The 19,808-nt window shown below is 65.2% G+C and carries 10 protein-coding genes; 9 read left to right on the forward strand and 1 reads right to left on the reverse strand.

Going from position 1 to position 19,808, the window contains the following annotated elements; translation table 11 throughout:
* Nucleotides 1-4: 4 nt before the first annotated feature.
* From AC25Z0_RS13090 to AC25Z0_RS13130, 9 genes are all read left to right on the forward strand, one after another.
* On the forward strand, nt 5-1,273 hold the full coding sequence (locus AC25Z0_RS13090) for an FHA domain-containing protein (RefSeq protein ID WP_488133477.1): 1,269 nt from the start codon (nt 5-7) through the stop codon (nt 1,271-1,273).
* Nucleotides 1,270-2,124: a PP2C family protein-serine/threonine phosphatase gene (locus AC25Z0_RS13095; protein WP_488133478.1), complete on the forward strand. Its 855-nt coding sequence runs from the start codon at nt 1,270-1,272 to the stop codon at nt 2,122-2,124. The genes AC25Z0_RS13090 and AC25Z0_RS13095 overlap by 4 nt, the downstream gene beginning before the upstream one ends.
* A 137-nt stretch (nt 2,125-2,261) precedes the next feature.
* Nucleotides 2,262-3,692 carry a serine/threonine-protein kinase gene (locus AC25Z0_RS13100; RefSeq protein ID WP_488120093.1) on the forward strand — a complete coding sequence of 477 codons (1,431 nt, stop codon included), beginning with the start codon at nt 2,262-2,264 and terminating at the stop codon, nt 3,690-3,692.
* A complete protein-coding gene (locus tag AC25Z0_RS13105; protein ID WP_488133479.1) occupies nt 3,689-9,616 on the forward strand; it encodes an Ig-like domain-containing protein in 5,928 nt (1,975 codons plus the stop codon). Before AC25Z0_RS13100 ends, AC25Z0_RS13105 begins: the two co-directional genes overlap by 4 nt.
* 79 nt (nt 9,617-9,695) lie before the next feature.
* Nucleotides 9,696-10,667, forward strand: a complete 972-nt coding sequence (locus tag AC25Z0_RS13110) for an AAA family ATPase (protein ID WP_488120095.1) — start codon at nt 9,696-9,698, stop codon at nt 10,665-10,667.
* Nucleotides 10,664-11,965, forward strand: coding sequence for a DUF58 domain-containing protein (locus AC25Z0_RS13115; protein WP_488133480.1), 1,302 nt, complete (start codon nt 10,664-10,666; stop codon nt 11,963-11,965). The genes AC25Z0_RS13110 and AC25Z0_RS13115 overlap by 4 nt, the downstream gene beginning before the upstream one ends.
* Nucleotides 11,962-14,310, forward strand: coding sequence for a transglutaminase-like domain-containing protein (locus AC25Z0_RS13120; RefSeq protein ID WP_488133481.1), 2,349 nt, complete (start codon nt 11,962-11,964; stop codon nt 14,308-14,310). The genes AC25Z0_RS13115 and AC25Z0_RS13120 overlap by 4 nt, the downstream gene beginning before the upstream one ends.
* A 305-nt stretch (nt 14,311-14,615) precedes the next feature.
* Nucleotides 14,616-15,023 (forward strand): FHA domain-containing protein, encoded by a 408-nt coding sequence (locus AC25Z0_RS13125; RefSeq protein ID WP_488133482.1) that lies wholly within the window; start codon nt 14,616-14,618, stop codon nt 15,021-15,023.
* Nucleotides 15,024-15,237: 214 nt separating this feature from the next.
* A complete protein-coding gene (locus tag AC25Z0_RS13130) occupies nt 15,238-18,534 on the forward strand; it encodes an FtsK/SpoIIIE domain-containing protein (protein WP_488133483.1) in 3,297 nt (1,098 codons plus the stop codon).
* A 75-nt stretch (nt 18,535-18,609) separates the two neighbouring features.
* On the opposite strand, the gene ald is transcribed toward AC25Z0_RS13130, so the two are convergent.
* Nucleotides 18,610-19,728, reverse strand: coding sequence for an alanine dehydrogenase (gene ald / locus AC25Z0_RS13135; RefSeq protein WP_488133484.1), 1,119 nt, complete (start codon nt 19,726-19,728; stop codon nt 18,610-18,612).
* Nucleotides 19,729-19,808 lie beyond the last annotated feature (80 nt).

Below are 19,808 nucleotides of genomic sequence, written 5' to 3' on the forward strand. Positions count from 1 at the left end.
GCGCATGATCACGGGTCGTGTGGGCTGTTCCCTGGCGACTGGTCACGCACCCCAGTGGGTCTTCGTCGTTGGCCGGACATTCCTGGTCGCCATTCCTGCCACCACGTCCCAGGATGTGGTGGATCGGCTGACCGCGGTCGTCGCGCGAGACGCCATTGAGATAGAAACCGTCGTCGCGCTTATCCCGCTGTCCGGCGTCGATGCGGTGCAGAGCTTCATCGTCATTGTGGCGCAGGGCCAACGAGCTGTTGGCAGTGGTCGAGCGACCGGCAGCCCATCAGACGACGGGGCAGACGGCGTGTCGGTGTCTGCGGTCATTCGCGGCGCAATCGTTGCCGACGTCTACTCGGTTGGTGGGTCGCGCCGGTTCTCAGACAGTGACATCCGACCGTGGTTGCTGGCAGATTTCCAGTCGGTGACCGGCGTCGCCATCAGCGACCCGGCGGCCCCGGTGCTCCCTGCGACGAGCTTGCGAGGCGGCGTGCACGTTGACTCTGGCGTCATGCCAGGCCAGGCCTTGTACTGGTCGAGTGAGATCGGTACTGCAGACCTCATCACCCCCGAACCGCTGCGGAATTCGGGCGTTGCAGCGGATCGAGCGGATGGGCCTCGGCGGTCGACAGTGGCAGAATCCGCTCAGGGAGTGGCAGCCGCGACGCCGGCGCTGACCCTGGCACCGGAATCCACACCCGCTGCGGAGTCGATCGGCACCGTGTCCGACACCGTGCTGCGCGCACCAGCCTCAACGCAGTCGGGCGACGCTGACACCGTGCTCAGCCGGCCGGTCCGCGACGCGGACACGGTGCTCAGTCGGCCGGTGCTCAGTCGGCCGCCGGAGACGGCGTCGATTCCTGAGATCGTGCCGATGACGTTCCGCGTCGCTGTGGAGCGGCATGGTCGGACTGCTGGCACTCCGTTCGAGCTGACGGCACCGTGCCTCGTTGGGCGTCGGCCGAGCGCGCCGCGCGTGTCGAGCGGTCAGCATCCGCAGCTGGTCACTGTTGATTCCCCGACCGCCGCCGTCTCGCGGACGCACATTGAAATTCGACAGGTCGGCGACTCCGTCGTCGTCACCGACCTGGGTTCGACCAACGGCACACGTGTCATCTCATTGACCGGTACGGCCCAGCGATTGCAGCCTCGCGGCTCGCTCACTGTGCTGCCCGGCATGCGAGTGGACATCGGTGACGGTAATATCGTCCAGATCCTCCCGGTTGACGCTGCGTCATCACGCCCGCCGGCACATCCGCATTCGGAAAGGCGTCACCTGTGACCCAGATCGGTCAAGGCTCGACCAGCTTCACGGTTGCATTGCCGTCGAAGGACACCCTCACGCTCGCGTGGGCTGCACTCACAGACACCGGTCACCGGCGCGAGGTCAATGAAGACAGTCTGGTGAGCATCCCCCCAATATTCGCCGTCGCGGACGGCATGGGCGGGCACTCTGCCGGCGATGTTGCCAGCGCCGCTGTCGTCGGCAGGCTTGCGGAGTTCGCAGAGCGATCAGAGGCCGACGCCGGAGCCATCAGCCGCGCACTGTCGCTCGCCGTTGACGACATGGCCCGAGGAGAAGGCGTCACCGACCTCGGCACAGGAACCACGGTGACCGGTGTCTCCCTGGTCATTGAATCCGGCACCCCGCAATGGATCGTCTTCAACATCGGTGATTCGCGCGTCTATCAATTGGTGTCAGGCGTGCTCGAACAAGTCACCGTCGATCACTCCGTCGTGCAGGAGCTCGTCGACGCCGGTCGCATCACGCGTGAGGAAGCCGACGTGCACCCGCACGGCAACGTCATCACCAGGGCGGTGGGCTTCCACGAGCCGCCGGTACCGGACTTCCGCATACTTCCCGTCATTCCCGGCATGAGGATCCTCGTCTGCTCGGATGGGCTGACGAAGGAATTGACGCCGTACGGCATCCGTCATTTCCTGCTGTCGAACCCGCAGCCCGCCGATGCGGCGGACGCACTCGTCACCGCGGCCCTGGAGAACGGCGGCAGGGACAACGTCACGGTCATCGTGCTCGACGTCGTGTCAGCTGCCGTACCAAACGTGGAGACGGCGCACTCGCAGACCTTGGAGGATACGGCCGAGCTGCCCGGTTTCGAACGCGACAACTGATAGCCATTTCAGACATCGGTGTCCTTGGCTGTCTGCGAGTGATTCCCTGCCTAGAATTGGAGAACGCTCGCTGGTGCACCCGTTACGGCGCGTGCTGAATGTTCGACCCAACACGTATCAGTAGAAAGCGGGAGGCGATGATGACACGACGGTTGCCGTCTTCGCCGCCCAACTTGGCGGGCTTCTCCTACGTGCGGGCGCTGGGTTCTGGCGGATTCGCCGATGTCTTCCTGTTCGAACAGAGCATGCCGCGGCGGCAGGTCGCCGTGAAGGTGCTGCTGGCCGAGGTCGTCAACGACCAGGTACGCCAGCTGTTCCAGGCCGAGGCGAACCTCATGGCCCAGTTGAGCTCGCATCCGGCGATCCTCACCGTGTACCAGGCCGGTGTGTCCACCGACGGGCGTCCATACCTTGTGATGGAGTACTGCTCGTCGACGCTCAGCCAGCGCTACCGCAGTGAACCGCTGCCGGTGCCAGAGGTGCTGCGCGTCGGAATCAAGGTTGCAAGTGCTGTGGAAACAGCGCACCGCTCCGGTGTCCTGCACCGCGACATCAAGCCATCCAACATCCTGATCACGGCGTACGGGCATCCGGTGCTCTCCGACTTCGGCATCGCCGCCACCGTCGGTGACGCTGAAAAGACGGATGCTCTCGGCCTGTCGATTCCGTGGTCGGCCCCCGAAGTGCTGTTCGACGAGGTCTCTGGGTCGATTGCTGCTGAGGTGTGGTCGCTGGGGGCGACACTCTATTCCCTGCTCGCCGGCCGCTCGCCCTTTGAACAGATCGGTGGCGACAACTCGTCTGCCGACCTGATGGCTCGCATCGCAAAGGCGAAGTTGCCACCACTCGGTCGTGCCGACGTTCCTCCGCGTCTGGAACTGGCGCTCAGGAAGGCGATGTCTCGCCGGCCGGAGCAGCGCCAGCACAGCGCACTCGAACTGATTCGCGAGCTGCAGGGGGTCGAGGCCGAACTCGGGCTGGTGCAGACACCCCTTGAAGTGTCGATGGATGACTGGGCAGAGGCCTCGCTCGCCGACCCAGAAGATAAAACCAGGATCAGTGGCGTGCGCGCCCTTGACCCGCAGGGTTCACGGCGTCGTCGAAAGGCGGTGGGAGCATCCGCTCGATCGAGTTCAGGCACGCGTCCGTCGCAGGGCCAGGCGGAAACCAGCGGATCGGCGACCCGAATCACGACCCGCGCATCCAAAGCAGGACTGGTGTGGGGAATGGTCGCACTCGCGGCCGTCATCGTGTCGTTGGCCGGCGTTGGCGTGACCATGCTGACGCGCTCTGCCGCTGAGGACATCCCGACCGTCACCTCGATCGGTGGATCTGCAGAGTCAGGTGTGGTGGTCTTCAGCTGGTCAGACCCCGGGCTCCGTGCCGGCGACGCCTACGTGGTGACCCTGGGCAGCGGCGAAAGCAGCATCCAGCGCGGAACGGAGTTCAGCGTTGACCCGCGGGACAGCGATCGCGTGTGCCTCAGCGTCGCGGTCAATCGCGAGGGAAAGACGGGGCAGGCCAGCGGGCAGAAGTGCGTCGACGTCTCCGCCGAGAGCACTCCGTGATTTTCCGGTGGATTCGGGCCAATCGCGCCCAGTCAATCACGTGGGCAAGCGGATTGCTCGTCGTAGCCATGGTCGTGACCATGGCTGTCGTGTCTGGTGGGTACACCGCCCAACGGATGGATCTCGGTGACGCGGCCGTCTGGGTGAGCAACGAGTCCCGGCAGACGGTCGGGAGGGCCAACACCGCGGTTCGCCAGTTGAACACCGTGGTGCCAGCCGATAGCACGAGCCTCGATCTGGTCCAAAGCGGATCGAATGTGCTGGTCATCGACCGCACCAGCAGTTCACTTGACATCGTTGATGCTGCGACGGCGACGGTCTCGAAGTCAGTGCCGCTCCCGCCCGTCTCCCCAGCGGTGCACCTCACGCCGAACAACGCAGTCATCACCTCTGACGGCGATGTGTGGAGTATGCCCATTGCCAGCCTCGACACTTTTGACAGCGCGGCCCAACCAACGTTGTCCCTCGGCACAGGCGCCATCACCAGCGTCGATGGCGCAGGAGTGTTGTTCTCGTTCACGCCGTCAACGGGCAACCTCTCGCGAGTGGACACGTCGGCGGGCGAGGCCGTCACCGAAACGGAGATCCTCGACGCCGGTGCGGTAACCGACACCTACCAGCTGACAAGCGTCGGCGGCCGCTGGGCGTTGTTGAATGAATCGACACTGCAGCTCCTGGTCAGTGACGCGAGCATCGACCTGTCAGGCACCCTGGCCGATGGCAGCACGCTGGACAGCTCCGTTGTGCTGCTGCAGGCACCCAGTCTGGCTGGTGATCGGGTGCTGGTCGCCCACAGTGGCGGCATGCTCGCCGTGCCGATTGATGGCGGAGAGCCAGAGGTGCTCGTCTCCGGCCGCAGCGGAGTGCCCGCTGCACCCATTGTGACCGACGCGTGCTCATTCGGCGCCTGGAATGACGGCGCTGCGTGGCGTTCGTGCGCAGGTGACACGGCGCCTGGCGGGGTGCAGGACGACCCGGCATCCGCTCCCAGCGAAGGCACACTGTCCACTCTCGCTTCGCTGGCCGGTGACGCCCGGTTGGAGTTCCAGCAGAACGGCACAGGGGTACTGCTGAACGACGCTCGCAATGGTGCGGCCTGGGCTGTGCAGGCCGACAACCAGCTCATCGACAACTGGGACGAGTTGATCGAGACGCTGACTGACCAGGACGAGGTCGAGACCAACAGCGAGGACACACCGCCAGAGGTGGAGAAGCTGCAGGTGCCTCCTGTCGCCGTTGACGACGAATTTGGTGCCAGGCCGGGCAGGGCGAGCATGCTGCCCGTGCTGCTGAACGATTATGACCCCAACGGCGACGCCTTGGTGATCACAGAGGTCACCGGTTTCCCGAGTGAGGCCGGCAGGGTTGAGCTTGTGTCCAATGGGCAACAAGTGCAGGTGACGCTGGTGGCGGGGGCAACCGGACAGCTGCAGTTCGGCTACACCATCAACGATGGTCGGGGCGGTTCGGCAAGCGCCAGCATCACGCTGACCGTGCGGGGCGAGGACGAGAACTCGCCGCCCATGCAAGCGCGCACCACAACGGCAACGGTCGAGGCTGGTGGGCGGGTGTTGACCAGAGTCCTCACCGATTGGGTCGACCCAGACGGCGATTCGTTCTACCTCGCCGGCGTGAACGTGGTCAGCCCCAATCAGGCCAGCTTCACCCCGCAGGGAAACGTGGTCTACACGGATGCCGGTTCGGGCGGCGACCTCGCCCTGGTCGGCTTGACGGTGTCTGACGGCCGTCTGAATGGAACCGGAAACCTCGCTGTCACGGTCAAACGCCTGGGAACTGTGCCCATCATCACCGAGACGTTCGTGGTCGCCACCACTGTGGACACCGAAGTCTCGGTTGCCCCCCTCGAGCACGTCAAGGGCGGGTCAGGCCCCCTCCGTCTCAGCAGCGTTCCGTCGAAACCCGACGCCACGATCACCGCAGACTTCGACGGTGGCACGTTCAGGTTCTCCAGTTCACGGGCTGGCACCCAGTACATCGACTACGCGGTGACCGATGGCACGTCAACGGCCAACGGGCAGGTGCGCATCGACGTGACGACGCCGGATGACGAGAATGTGAAACCGGTGACGGTGCCGCACACGGCGTTCGTGCGTTCGCAGCGCTCAGCGCTTGTCTCCGTGCTCGACGGCGACTTCGATCCCGCAGGCGGCGTGCTGCTCGTCACCGGCACGAGCAATGTTCCGGTGGAAAGCGGCATCCGTGTGGAGATCCTGGAGCAGCGCACCCTGCGGGTCACGCTGACCCGGCCGCTCGAGGGCGCCGTGTCGTTCAATTACACCGTCAGTAACGGATTGAGCGAAGCGACCGGAACCGTGACCGTGCTCGAGATACCAGAGCCGGTGCGTGCCCAGCCACCCGTTGCCATGCCTGACACGATCGCGGTGCGCGTTGGCCAGGCCATCGACATTCCGGTACTGGCCAACGACGAGCACCCAGACGGTGACACCCTCACCCTGCACAGCACGCTCCCGACACCGCTGCCCGCGGATTCCGGACTGCTGTTCACCTCTGGCAGCGTGCTTCGCTACCTCGCCCCGAACACACCGGGAAACTTCACCGCCGTCTACCAGGTCGATGCACCAGACGGACAGTTCGCCACCGCTGAAGTGACCATCTCCGTGCGTGAGGCCGATCCGGCATCCAACCATCCTCCTGTCCCCAAAACGATCACCGCCAGGGTGCTGGCCGGTGAAAGCGTCAGTATCCCGATCCCGTTGAGCGGCATCGATCCGGACGGTGACTCCGTTCAACTGCTCGGCCAGGAGACGAGCCCGCAGAAGGGCGCGGTGACGGCTGTGGGAACGGCGTCCATCGAGTACCTCTCCGGTGACTACTCCGCAGGCACAGATACCTTCACGTACACGGTGATCGACGCGCTGGGTGCTCGGGCAACCGGCACGATCAGGGTCGGTATCGGCCAACGGCTTGACGGCGCCCGCAACCCGATCGCCGTTGAAGACGAAGTCTTCGTGCGACCGGGAAGCACGATCCTGGTTCGGGTACTCGACAACGATTCAGATCCAGACGGCGAAGCACTGTCGATCACCAGCGTGATCCCGACCGGCAGCCTCGGTACCGCAACGGTGCAGGACGACTATGTCGTCGTGACCGCTCCTCCGCAGGAGGGCAGGATCGGCTTCATCTACGAGATCCAGAATGAGCGTGGCGGAACCAGTTCCAACTTCGTCACGGCTGTCGTCACGGCTGATGCTCCTTTGTCTCGGCCAGATGCCAGGGATACGGTCCTGGTGCTCTCCGACATCCTCGACCGCACCACGATCACGGTCGACGTGCTGCGGAATGTGTTCTTCGCCGATGGCTCAGAGCGCGACCTCTCACTCACCCTCCTACCGGGATTCGCCGACAACGCTCGGGTGACGGCCGGAAAGAAGGTCGAGGTGACGATTACGGATGAGGCGCAGATCATTCCGTTCGCCGTCGCCCATCCAGAGGATCCAGCGGTCGTTGCCAACGCGTTCATCTGGGTTCCTGGATTCAACGACGCCCTTCCTCAGCTGCGTCGCGGTGCACCGAAGCTCACCGTGCAGAGCGAATCGGCGCTCACGATTGATATCAATGATTACGTGGTCGCGGCGGGAGGCAAGAACGTCACGCTGGCCGACACCAGCACGGTGAGTGCGACTCACTCAAACGGTGCGGATCTCGTCGCAAACTCCACGACCCTCACGTTCACCAGCGAAGACAGGTTCTTCGGACCGGCGTCGATCGCGTTCGAGGTGACGGATGGCGACACGTCCGCCATCGGCGGCCCACGCACCGCGACGATCGTGTTGCCCATCACGGTCACGCCGCGCAAGAACCAGCCCCCAGCGTTCAGCGGCGCCGTCATCGACTTCGAGCCTGACCAGTCCAAGGTCATCGATCTCGTGAAGCTCACCACCTACCGCTATCCAGACGAATTGGGAAAGCTCGCATACACGGTCCTCGACCCTCAGCCCAGCGGATTCACCTGGTCGCTCGATGGCCAGAAGCTCACGGTGCGGGCCAATGCGGACACCCAGAAGGGCGCGACCGGAACGCTGCTGATTGGCGTCACGGATACCGTCAACGATGGGAGCACCGGCCGAATCGAGATGCGGGTCGTCGCATCCACTCGCCCTGTCGCCGTGCCAGCGGCTGACTCGGCGATCGTGCAGCGCGGCCAGACGACCACAATCGACGTACTGGGCAACGACAACGCGACCAACCCGTTCCCTGGGGTGCCGCTTCGGGTCGTGGCAGTGCGGGGGAGCGACAGCTCGTCGTTGCCGGAGGGTATCTCTGTCACCCCGAGTGCAGACAAAGCGACGTTGACGGTTCGCGTGTCGTCGACGGCGGTCGCGGCGGACGCGACCCTGCAATACCAGGTGGCTGATGCCACCAATGACCCGGCTCGATTTGCCTGGGGCACTGTGCGTATTTCAGTGCAGGACAAACCAGACCCCGTCACGAGTCTCGCTGTGACGGGATACGGCGATCGCTCACTGACGGTGTCGTTCAACCCAGGCGGATTCAACAACTCACCCATCTCGGCGTACGAGATCTCCCAGCTTGATGCCGGATCGGGTGGAGTGCTCAGCACGACGTCGTGCGTTGCAACCACCTGCACCCTGCAGACCGCCGGCAACGGACAAGCGAACGGTGTACGAATCTCGGTCGCCGCCCGGAACACGATTGGGCTCTCCACGCCGACAGCGACCAGCGGTGCCGTGTGGTCCGATGTCGTCCCCGCGGCGCCGACGAGGCTCTCGTCAGCCCCGCTCGACTCGGCGCTGACTCTCAGCTGGGCGGCCGTCGGCGTTCCCTCAGGCGCAACCGCTGTCAGCAGCTACGTGATCACCGTCAACGGCGTGCAACAGAGTGAGGTCAGCGCTGCAGGCCCCGCGTGTGTGGCCGGCCGGTGCTCGACGACCGTCGGCCCACTGACCAACGGGGCGGTAGCCACCTACTCTGTCAGCGCGAGGAACGGCGCATACCCGGCCTTGACTGCCTGGACCAGCTCAAGCGGCAGCGGCACACCGTATGGTGCACCGGTAGCCGGGACCGTCTCGGCGAGTGGCTCTGCGACGGACGCGACGGTGACGGTCGCGTGGGCCCCGTTCGACGGCAACGGCAACGCCGTGGGCGGCTACGTCGTGCAGCGGGTCAACGGCGGCGGCATCCCCACAGGAGCGCAGGCCTGTACCGTCTCGAGCCCAGCACCCGGAAGCGCCTCCCTTCCTACCGTGGGCGGCGCCGTGCTTGAGCAGATCGTTGTCGGGCCAGGAGCGACGTCGGCCACGTTCAGTGGATTGACGGCATCCGGTGCTGAATACCATTTCGTGGTGTGGGGCTACAACAAGGCCGGCTGTGTGGCTGCGGGCTCTGGTGCCGTGACGATCCGACCTGCTGTCGGTACTGTCACGGCGACGGGCACGATGGACACGCGTGGCGACGGGCGCGACTACCATGTGACGGGCCTCACCCCCTCCAGCGCTGCGGCACTGGTGCGCTACGAGATTCGCTCACCGGGGTCTGGCGACGCCCTGCCGTTCTCCGGGACGGGCTGGCCGCGGGAGATTCTCTCGCAGCCCTTCGGAGCCCCGGTGCAGTTCGAGGTGCGCGGATGCAGCGTGTGGGGGGAGTGCGGCGGATGGTCTGCGACGATCACGGCGCCAGAGCCCTCGATCACATTCGCGATGAGCGGGCTTACGTACGACGAGCTCTCCGGTGTCTTCTCTTGGGCGTCGGTGCCGGTGAACGGTGCGCTGACCGCGACAATCACCTGTGAGGTGCGCGACTCGACTGTGACGGTGACGGCCGACCCCCTCGCAACCACCTGTGTGCTGCCGGCACCTGCGCCGGCAGGGACGGTGCGGCTCATCGTCACGGTGAACAACGTCGCATACCCTTACGACCTGTAGCTGATTCACAATGACGACCAACGCGCCGATATGGGCCAGTGCCGAAACTGGCAATGAAAGAATCGAGAGAGACCAACCGATGACGATGACCCCGCAGCAGGCCACTCACTTCGCTGACGTTTTCGAACGGATGGTGCGCGGTGTCGAACAGGTCCTACTTGGCAAGGAACACGTCATCCGCCTCGCTTTCACCGCGCTGCTCAGCGAGGGACATCTGCTCCTCGAAGACGTCCCTGGAACCGGCAAGACGTCGCTCGCCAGGGCGATGGCCCAGAGTGTGCATTGCAGCAACAGTCGCATCCAGTTCACTCCAGACCTGCTGCCGGGAGACATCACAGGCGTCAGCATCTACGACCAGCGGAGCGGCGCGTTCGAGTATCACCGTGGGCCGGTCTTCGCGAACATCGTGCTGGCAGACGAGATCAACCGGGCGAGCCCGAAGACCCAGGCAGCCCTGCTCGAAGTGATGGAGGAAGGCCAGGTGACCGCTGACGGGGTGACCCACCAAGTCACACTGCCATTCATGGTGATCGCAACGCAGAACCCCATCGAACAGGCGGGAACCTACCGGCTGCCTGAAGCGCAACTCGACCGATTCATCATGAAGGCATCGATCGGCTATCCAGACCACGCGTCAACGATTCGTATTCTGGAAGGGGCTGGCAACCGCGCCCACGAGCAGCTCGTACAGCCCGTTGTCACCGCAGATTCGGTCGTAGAGATGGCCGCGCTGGCCAGGAGTGTCTTCGTGGATCCCAGTATCAACGACTACGTTGCCCGGTTGGTCGATGCAACACGCTCGGCCACAGAGGTGCGGCTGGGGGCCAGCGTTCGTGGTGCGCTCGCGCTGATCAGGGCCGCCAAGACACTCGCAGCCGCCAACGGCAGGCACTACGTGATTCCCGATGACGTGAAGGCGCTCGCCCTTCCGGTGCTCGCGCACCGGCTGTTGCTCGACCCCGAAGCAGAATTCGACGGCGTCACGGCGCCGAGTGTGATCGCCCAGATCCTTATCGAGACGCCGCCGCCCAGCGATAGGCAGCCCGTGTGAGTGTGACCACAGCTTCGCGCACCGAAGGGGCACTCGCAGACGCCATCGTCTGGTGCGTGCGCAGTTGGCGCGCCGTCGTCGCGGCCGCCAGGGCCGCCGCCGCGGCAGTCGCCGCTGTCGTGACCGCGCTCGGATGGGGCGTCATGTGCGCCGTCGCGGCGAGTTTCATCCTCGGCTACCAGCTGGGGTGGAGCGAGCTCGTCACTATCGGGTGGGCAGGCCTGGTGCTCATCGGCGCCACACTGCTGTACCTGATCGGTAGGAATGCGTACGAGATTCGCCTTGAGCTGCCGACGACGAAGGTCGTCGTCGGCGAACGGGTCCCCGGTCAGGTTCTGGTGCGCAATCCCACCAAACGACGCCTCCCCGGCGTCGACGTCGAGGTGCAGATTGGCGCGGACATGGCCGTGTTCCAGATGCCTGCCCTGCGTCATGGCGCCCAATTCGACGACGTCTTCGTCGTACCGACCAAGCGACGGGGAGTCATCCCCATTGGGCCCGTCCACACGGTACGCGGTGACCCCATCGGACTGTTCAGGGCAGAACGGGCCTGGGCAGAAGAGATCGATCTCTACGTGCATCCCCGTACGATCTCGATTCCGAGCATGAGCACCGGATTCGTCCGCGATCTCGAAGGCATCCCGACGAGGGATATGACCAACAGCGACGTGTCATTCCACGCGTTGCGCGAGTACGTGCCCGGTGACGATCGACGCAACATCCACTGGAAGAGCACTGCCAAGACAGGCACCTTCATGGTGCGGCAGTTCGAAGAGACCAGGCGGAGCCACCTCATGGTGGTGCTCAGCCTGGCCGAACCTGATTTTGCGACAGACGACGAGTTCGAGATGGCCGTCAGCGTCGCGGGCTCCCTGGGCGTGCGTGCCGTGCGGGACGCCCGCAACGTGTCGGTTGTCGTCAGTGAGCTCACCCCCGAATTCGCCAAGCGCACGGTGTACTCGATGCGCTCGCTCAGCACGATCTCGCGGGTGCGGCTGCTCGACGACCTCAGCACCATTGAGTTGGCTCCATCCGCGCTTCCCCTGACCGAGCTGGCCAGGGTCGCTGCCGACAACGTCGCCGGCATCTCGGTCGCCTTCCTGATCTGCGGTTCGTCGTGCACGCCGGCCCAATTGCGGAGAGCTGCGACCCGATATCCTGCCGGCGTCGCGGTCGTCGCCGTCGTGTGTGACCCGGATGTCGTGCCGACGGTTCGCAAGATGGGTGATCTCACCGTCATCACGATCGGCTACCTCGAAGACCTCCAGAAGATCCTGGCCAGGGCGGCAGCCGAATGAGCGGCCGATCTGCGGGCAGGCGTGCTGCCCCAGCCGCAACCCGGAACTGGGGATTCATCCTTGGCAACGTCATAGCGCTTGCGGTGACGAGTGCTGTGGCGTCCACCACGCTGTGGCCCATTTACCACAGCAGCGCCTTTGTGGTGATGGTGGGAGTGACCATCGTGCTCGGGGCATCCGTCGCCGTTCTCGGCGCTGTGTTCCGTTGGCCATCGTGGGCTGTTGCGCTGGCCACCCTTGTCGTTTTCCTGCTGGCTGGCGTGCCGCTGGCCGTTCCAGGACAAAGTATCGGCGGGATACTGCCGACGGCAGACGGGGTGCGGGAGCTGCTCGTTGCCACCGCGCTCGGGTGGAAGCAACTCGTCACCATCGTCCTGCCCGTTGGCGACTATCAGGCGTTGTTGGTGCCCGCGTTCATCATGGTGCTGCTGACAAGCGTGGTTGGCCTCACCACGGCGCTCAGGGCACGGCATCCGGATTTCGCCGTGCTGGCGCCGCTCGCACTATTCGTCGGCGGCATCGCGCTTGGACCGACAGTCCCTGACGCTCCCATCGAAATCGGCGTTGCCGTTTTCGTCGGCGTGCTGTCGTGGCTGCTGTGGTTGCGTTGGCACCGCAGGCGCAGGAGCGCACCCTCGGTCTCGCCGCCTGCGTCCCGCACCTCTGAGTCGGCGCTCGACCGCCGGCTGAACGCTGCGCGTGGGTTGGCCAGCGCCGCGATCATCGTTGCCGTGGCCATCGCCGTCGGCACCGCTGCGGCGATCGCGGCTCCGGCGTCAGTTCCCCGCGACGTGGTCAGGGCGCGGGTGCAACAGCCGTTCGATCCCCGTGACTACACCAGTCCGCTGACCGAGTTCCGCAACTACCTGCAGCCAGACCTGGCCGACACTGACATGCTGCGGGTAACCGGACTCCCTGAGTCGGCGTGGATCAGGCTTGCTGCGCTCGACACCTACGACGGCATCGTCTACTCGGTGGGTGACAGCGACACGGACAGTGCTTCGGGCTCATTCACTCGGCTGCCGTTCCGGCTCGACCAGAGCGGCGTGGCTGGCGAGCAGGCCACGCTCACAGTGCACGTTGACGGCTATTCCGGTGTGTGGGTGCCGGGCGCAGGGGCACTGGAACGCATCAATTTTTCGGGGAGCACGGCATCCGCTCTGGCTGACGCGTTCTTCTACAACGACAACAGCAGGACAGGGGCGGTGCTCGGCGGGTTGCACGAGGGGGATGAGTACCGCGCAACGTCTGTGGTGCCGGCCGCCCCGGACACCCTCGAGACGCTCTCGCCAGGCACAGCGGTGCTGCCGCCGATCGGTGTCGTTCCCGACCAGGTCACCCAGACGCTGGCGCGGTGGGTGCAGGAGAACCGTTCCCCAGGCGAACAGCTGGCGGACATGGTGGACGCGTTGCGAACGGAGGGGTACGTCAGCCACGGAATCGACCCCGAAGAGCCGTTCAGCCGATCGGGCCATGGTGCGGACCGGATCACCCAACTGTTGACCGATCGCCCCATGGTGGGGGATGCCGAGCAGTATGCGGTGACCGCTGCGCTGATGGCGCGGACCATCGGATTCCCGGCGAGGGTTGTCATGGGGTTCGTTCCGCAAGCGAGCAGCACGGATGCCGTTGGAACCACGACCGTGACCGGATCAGATATCTCGGCCTGGATCGAGGTGCAGAGTTCTGACGGGAGCTGGGTCAGCATCGACCCGAATCCGGTCGTACGCGACATCCCGGACAAGCAGCCTGACCTGCCGACCGAAGTCTCTCGGCCGCAATCGGTGGTTCCGCCGCCCGTTGAGGAGCCGAACCAGCAGAACAACGCCACTCAACCGGAGAGCAGCGAACAGGACCCGGCTCCAGCCACCGATCAATTCCTCGCGGTCTTGTTCACCGTGCTTCGGATCCTGGGCTGGGTCGTGCTCGGAATTGCACTGCTGCTTTCACCCTTCATCGCCATCGTCGTCGGGAAGACCCGGCGGCGGAAACTGCGTCAACGCACCGGGTCACCCGAGGAGCGCATCGCCGGCGGCTGGCGTGAATTCGCCGACCAGGCTGTCGATTCCGGTGTGGACGTTCCCGCATCTGCCACACGGATCGAGTTCGCGGAGCGGGTCGGGGGAATGCGTCCGCTGGGGCTGGCCTCGTTCGTCGACCGTGCTGTCTTTGCTCCAGACGAACCCACCGTGGCCGATGCCGACCACGTGTGGACCAGCGTCGACGAACTCGGTAACGCGCTGACCGCGCGGCTCAGCCGCCGGCAGCGCATCCGCGCGCTCGTCTCCCTGCGCTCGTTTGGCCGATACGCTGGACACGCGGGCACAGGAAGGCAACGATCGTGAACTGTCAGATTTGCGGAGCGGAACTCCCAGAGGGAGCGATGTTCTGCGGCGAGTGCGGAAGCTCGACAACAGCGACCGTAGCGACCAGGAAACGACAGGATCCGCGTCCCGCCGACACCACGATCATCCAGCCGCTGCCCCGTATACCGACGGTTATCTCCGTTCCGGTCGCTGGGCACGATGGCGGTCCTGGCGGGGCAAAAAGTGTGGACCCCGGCGTGCAAGTGGGGGCTGGTTCGGATTCGGAGTTGACCAGAGCATCGACCGTGGGGCTTGAGCCAGGCTCAGCGTCAGCGTCAGGACTAGTGACGACTGCGCAGACGACCGAGTCACCGTCGGGACCGGTGTCGGATGAGCGTGGGGCAGAGCCCCGTTTCACACGGCCCACGGTGCGTTTCGTGCTGCAATTCAGCACGGGGGAGACCGTCGTCGTGCATGGCTCAGGCTTGATCGGACGCCGTCCGCTGCCGCAGCCCTCTGAGTATTACGATCACTTGATCCAGATTGCGGATGTCGGGATGTCAGTCTCGAAGACCCACCTCGAGTTCGGGCAGCATGACGGCGAATTCTGGATCAGTGACCGTTTCTCCGGAAACGGGACAGCCATCCGTCGTCCGGATGAAGCTGCGCTCCGCTGCGAGGCCGGCAGGCGCTATCTCGTCCCTCGCGGTTCACGTGTCGAGCTGGCCGACCAGTTCTTCATGGTCATCTGACCCACTCACCCTTCGCAGCACACGCACCCACCAAAAGCCGCCCATTTTTGCTGGTAGGGCAGGCATCGGCACTAGCAAAAAACGGGCAACTCACAGACGCGAGACGAGCATTCCGTACGTGACGGATGCTCCTCCCCACGTCGAGCGATCACGGATACACCACCGGTGCTGTTGAATTGCGGATCACGACGCGGTGACCTGCTGTTGTGGGGGAGTGATCGAACCACCGACTGCCGTGCGCATCCCCGAACTGTCGGCCACGCCTGCTCGCGCGGGATTCCCGGTGGTCGCGACAGCTGCCCCTGTTGTGCTGTCCGGAGTCATGTGGATGGTCACCGGTTCCCTGTACATGCTGTTGTTCGCCGTGCTCGGCCCTGTGATTGCGCTGGCGAGCATGGTGGACAACCGGCGCGGGCTGCGCAAGGCCAGGGCTGCGGCACGCAGGCGCTTCGGAGCGGACTGCGCCGACGTCAGGGCGCGGATCGTGACCCTGCACCGGCAGCAGCGCCACGACGCATGGGCGAGGACTCCGTCCGTTGCCATGATCGAGAGTGGCAGCGGTGTCGTGGAGTTCGCGGGGATCGCTACGGCCGACGACCGGGGGGAGAAGAGCGAGGCTGGTGCCGACACCGCGCCGCACGTCGCGGATGCCAGCGCCGCGTTGTCCCGTTGGGAACCAGATGCCCATCCGTTGATTGCCTTGGGGCGGGGGACCGTGCCCAGCACTTTCACCGTGGAGAAGCCGGTGAGGGCATCGGACAGTGGAGCCGCGGACGGCAGCGGCATGGAGAGCGTGGCCATCGAGGCCGAGGCACGGAGCTGCCCCGACGCCCCCGTCGAGGTTGACGCCGGAGCCGGCATCGGCCTGGTCGGCCCACTGGTCCTGACCCGCTCGTTCGCGAGGGGCCTCGTGCTGCAACTCGCGCACCGCCTGCACCCCGGCCGACTGACGGTTCACGCTCCGCCAAACGACGGATGGACGTGGACACAGGCCTTGCCACACCTGGGGCCGGAACTCGGCCAGACGTCGCCCGGCGATGCCATCAGCCTGGTCGTCAGCGAGGACGCGCGAATGCTGCGCCCTGGCTCGGCCCAAGGCGAGATCCTCATTGCGATGGCGTCGTCGAGTGAGGCGCTTCCGCCAGGATGCTCGACCATTGTCCGAATCGACGTGCCGAACGACGCACGTATCGTGCGTTCGAACTATCATCCGACTGGCCTGTCCCTCCAGCCCGAACTCGTCGCGGCCAGCCAGGCCCATCAGCTGTCAGTGCACCTGGCAGAGGTGGCAGGAGATCTCGGATTCGGGGCCATGGCGAGGGCGTTGCCCCGTCGGATTGAGCTGCACGAACTTGCGGGGCCGGGCTCTCTGCCTGATCAGCCTGGACCGCGTGGCCTGGCTGAACCGCTTGGCCTGCCTGACCCGCACACCCTGCCCGGCTCGCGCGCGCTTCGTCAGTCGATCCACGGTGAATCAGCGGATGCCATCGACCGCCGTTCCCTGCGATGCCCCATTGCCATGGGCGGCAACGGTGTCCACGTTGTCGACCTCGTTGAGTCAGGCCCGCACGCTATCGTCGCCGGAACGACAGGAAGCGGGAAGAGCGAACTGCTCGTCACCTGGGTGGCCGCGCTCGCTGCGGCGTATCCACCGGATGCCGTCACATTCCTCCTTGTGGATTTCAAGGGTGGAGCTGCATTCGACGACCTCGTGCGACTGCCGCACTGCGTCGGAATCATCACCGACCTCAACGCTGCTGAGGCTAAGCGGGCGCTGGAGAGTCTGCGTGCCGAGATTCGCTATCGCGAGGAATCACTGCGAGACAGCGGAGCCAGGGACATCGCGGAGGACCGGAGCGGCCGGCTGTCGCGACTCGTCATCGTGGTTGATGAGTTCCAGGCGATGCTCGAAGCCTTTCCACCGCTCCATGCGCTCTTCGTCGATCTGGCCGCCCGTGGCCGGTCCCTCGGAATCCATCTCATTCTCTGCACCCAGCGACCCACCGGCGTGGTGCGGGATGCACTCCTGGCCAACTGCAGCCTGCGATTGTCGCTGCGGGTGAACAATGCGGCAGACAGTGTCGCCATTCTCGGTGTCGACGATGCGGTCGGTCTTGCCCAGGGCGACCCAGGTCGATGCCTCATCCGAACGGGCGACAACCTCGTCCTGTGCCAGGTCGCCACGACCAGCAGCACTCACGTCGACAGCATCGTCGCCCGCTGGGCCGATTCCGCACGCGAGTCGGCAGGGGAACCCCGCGCACCCAGACGCCCGTGGCTGGACCCGCTCCCGACCAGGGTGGAACGCGGCGATCTGGCCAGGCTCTTCGGCGGGGCCGGATTAGACGCGGCACGTGAAGCCGGCGGTGCTGGTGGGTCGGGTCGTGCAGGTGGCAGAACACCACCTGCGAACGCCATGCGTTCGTCGAGTCAGACCTCCCTCGTGCTCGGACTCGCGGACGAGCCGGAGCATCAGCGCTACAGCATCGCGCGATACGACCCGGTGGCCGATGGTGGGCTTCTCGTTGTCGGCGGGCCCGGCTCCGGCCGATCGACGCTTATCGCCTCATTGGCCGGCCAGCGCTCTGCTGCTCTCCGCTGCACCATCGTCCCTGCCGACAGCGAGGCGATGTGGGATGCCCTGGTCGATGCCGCTGGGCGGTTGGAGCACGGGCGGGCAGGGCATCGGGTTGATGCTGACGCTGTGGGTCCCTCACCACGGACCCTGTTGCTGTTCGACGACATCGACGCGATTTACGCCACGTGGGGGAGTGACCATCAGGATGCTGCCCGAACACTCTGGGGAGATCTCCTGCGGACGGGACCCGCCAGCGGACTGCATGTCGTGCTCACCCTCGGCCAGCTCACCCCCGCCCTGCAACGCATCGGAGCGCTGTGCCCGAGCACACTCGTGCTGGGCGGAACGAGCCCCGCCGACCTCGTTGCGGCAGGCGCGGACATCACTCTGCACGCCGGATGGGGAGAGTCCGAACAGCCGCCAGGCGCAGCACTCTGGCGCGGGCGTCATGTTCAGCTTCTGGCCAAAGCCACTCACCCCACTCAGCCCACCCATGCCACTTATGACACCCACGAACCGGAGCAACCGCACACCGCCTGGCCGATTCGGCTCGCTGACGAGTCCAACCTGGTCGTGGTGTCCGGCCGGCCGGCTGCCACCTGCGCGTACCTTCGGTCACGAGTCCCCGCGAGTACCTCTGTCTTCGACGTGAGCCGAAGCAATCGCGCCGAATCAGATGAGCGGATGCTCCGCGTCACCGGCACGGGTGCTGCGGGAGAGATTCTGGTGGGAGACGTCGATGCCTGGCAATCGCAGTGGGCGTTGTTTACCGCGCTGCGACGCAACACGATCGTCATACTCGATCACTGCACCCTGGCCGACATCCGCCTCATCACGCGGGGACGCAGTCTGCCACCCCACATCGCGCCGGGCCGACGCCACGTCTGGATACTTCAGCCAGACGGGCTGATCAGTCGTGGGGTATTTGCGTAGGCGTAAGGCAGCCGTGCCGGCTCCCGCCGACTCCGGCCAGCATCCGCGGTCAACTCTGGCCGACGCATCCGCTTCTTACTCAGCGAGCGCATCCGCCAGCTCGCGGTACTCGAGTCCGTGCGCCGCAGCGACGGCCTGGTTGGTGACCGCGCCCCCACTGGTGTTGAGGCCGAGAGCCAACGCCGGATCGGTGCTGAGCGCACTCTTCCAACCAGAGTTCGCCACGGCACGCACATAGGGAAGCGTGGCATTGGTGAGCGCGTAGGTCGACGTGTTGGGAACAGCACCCGGCATGTTCGCCACGCAGTAGAACAGCGAGTTGTGCACGGTGAACGTCGGGTCTGCGTGCGTTGTTGCATGCGTGTCGGCAAAGCAGCCACCCTGGTCGACAGCGATGTCCACGAGCACACTGCCCGGTCGCATCCGCGAAACCAGCTCATTGCTGACGAGTTTCGGTGCCTTGGCGCCGGGGATGAGAACCGAACCGATCACCATGTCGGCATTGACCACGGCCCTGTCGATCTCGAAGCTGTTCGAGGCGATGGTCTTCACCCGACCGAAGTTCATCGCATCCAGTTCCCTGAGCCGGAAGAGGTTGGTGTCGAGCACGGTCACCTCAGCGCCAAGGCCAAGGGAGACCTGCATGGCAGCTGTGCCTGCGACACCGCCGCCGAGCACGGTGATCTGCGCGGGGTGGGTTCCGGGAACGCCAGGCACCAGAAGGCCTGGCCCGCCATTCGGCTTCAACATGGCGTTGGCGCCGACGATTGGGGCCAGTCGCCCAGCGACCTCGCTCATGGGGGCGAGCAACGGCAGTGCGCGGGATGGCAGCTGCACCGTCTCGTAGGCAATGGCCGTCACTCCGCCGGCCAGCAGGGCGCGGGTGAGCTCGGGCTCTGCCGCGAGGTGCAGGTAGGTGAACAGCAAAAGGTCGGGCCTGAAGTAGGCGTACTCGCTCTCGATCGGCTCCTTGACCTTGAGCAGGAGATCGGCGATCGCCCAGATGTCAGCGGCATCTGGGAGGAGCTGGGCGCCCGCGGCGGCGTAGCTGGCGTCGGAGATTGACGACCCTGCACCGGCCCCTGACTGGATGAAGACCTCGTGACCGTACGACACGAGTTCGTGCACTCCCGCCGGTGTTATCGCAACGCGAAACTCGTTGTTTTTGACCTCGGTGGGAATTGCGACCTTCATGTGGATCCTCACGTCGTAGCCAGACATCGTCGCCTGTGCTGTCAGCCTACTGCCCTAGAACGGCTGTTTTCGAGGGTGAA

Source organism: Leifsonia sp. Y862 (assembly GCF_057669585.1).

What these genes read in the sequence shown, in the direction of transcription:
- AC25Z0_RS13090 (WP_488133477.1), top strand. Translation starts at nt 5, where the DNA reads ATGATCACGGGTCGTGTGGGCTGTTCCCTGGCGACTGGTCACGCACCC.
- ald (WP_488133484.1), bottom strand. Translation starts at nt 19,728, where the DNA reads ATGAAGGTCGCAATTCCCACCGAGGTCAAAAACAACGAGTTTCGCGTT.
- AC25Z0_RS13120 (WP_488133481.1), top strand. Translation starts at nt 11,962, where the DNA reads ATGAGCGGCCGATCTGCGGGCAGGCGTGCTGCCCCAGCCGCAACCCGG.
- AC25Z0_RS13110 (WP_488120095.1), top strand. Translation starts at nt 9,696, where the DNA reads ATGACGATGACCCCGCAGCAGGCCACTCACTTCGCTGACGTTTTCGAA.
- AC25Z0_RS13100 (WP_488120093.1), top strand. Translation starts at nt 2,262, where the DNA reads ATGATGACACGACGGTTGCCGTCTTCGCCGCCCAACTTGGCGGGCTTC.